At 60.8% G+C, this 1,236-nt stretch carries 1 protein-coding gene; it reads right to left on the bottom strand.

What is annotated here, in order from left to right:
• The coding region (istA, locus tag QMG56_RS23215; RefSeq protein WP_281825271.1) for an IS21 family transposase at positions 1-1,125 on the bottom strand (1,125 nt) is incomplete at its 3' end.
• Positions 1,126-1,236 lie beyond the last annotated feature (111 nt).

Raw genomic sequence — 1,236 nt, 5'->3', positions numbered from 1 at the left:
ATGCAGCGGGTTCGCCACAAACATGGCCTCACCATAACAGCGCGGATGTCTGGCGATCTCCTCATTGCCACATAGGATGACCACCGTGTCGACGAAGCCCTTCACCATGACATCCTGGAAGCCATACCGGGTTGGCACCGAGTAGTCGTTGGTCCGGTAGCGCACCAGGGCGGTCGACGATACGCGAGCAGCCCTGGTCTCACACGGCTCGAGCTGCCCTGCTGGCAATGCCCGCATCACCGCCAGATCGGCCAGGAGCCGTGCGCCGATCGTCTCGCTATGTCGGCCAGCCCGCTCTTCCTGACGGGCCCGGCAGCGACTCAACAGCTCATCATTGAAGTCATCGAAGCTGGGCGCATGTGGGATCGGCACCATGAAGTGCGATCGGGCGTGCTTGACCAAGCCTTCGACCTTCCCCTTGTCGTTCCCCTTTCCAGGCCGACCAAAGCGATCGGTGAAAAGGTAATGGCTGACGAGCCCGGTGAACGCGCGTGTTCGCTCGCGCTTCCCATCACCGCAGATCCTGGCAACCGCGATCTTCGTGTTATCGTAAAGGATCGACAGCGGCACACCGCCGAAGAAGGCGAACGCCGATACATGCCCATCCAAAAACGCCTCGGTTGTCTCCGCTGGATAGGCCTTCACAAAGCAGGCATCCGATTGCGGCAGGTCCATGCAGAAGAAGTGCATCTTCCGGCGGACACCATCGATCACGCCCACCGCTTCGCCAAAATCCACCTGAGCATGTCCTGGCGGGTGCGCCAGCGGCACGAACGTCTCGCGTCCCCGCGCTCGGCACAGCCGGACATAATCCTTTACAACAGTGTAGCCGCCACCAAAGCCATGCTCGTCGCGCAGACGTTCAAATATCCGTTTCGCGCTGTGCCGCTGCTTCACAGGCGCAATGCGATCCGCTGCCAGGACCGCGTCAATCACTGGCAGCAGCGGCCCCAACTTCGGCTTCGCCACAGGCTTGGTCCGCGTGTAGCCCGGCGGCAGCGAGAACCGGCACATCTTCGATATCGTCTCGCGGCTTAGTCCAAAGACCTTCGCGGCCTCGCGCTGGCTATTACCTTCGACAAAAACAAAGTGCCGAACGGCGGCGTAGCTCTCCACGGCAAACATCCCCGGCCACCCCCCTTAAAAGGAGCAACCTATCCAATGGCTGGTTTTTAAACCGCCACGCTCAGCAAATCGCTGGCGTTCCATTGGCCTGGTTTGTCACCGCCCTCTACA

Source organism: Sphingobium sp. BS19, from assembly GCF_027925545.1.
GTDB lineage: Bacteria > Pseudomonadota > Alphaproteobacteria > Sphingomonadales > Sphingomonadaceae > Sphingobium.
This window is presented reverse-complemented; position numbering and strand designations above follow the sequence as displayed.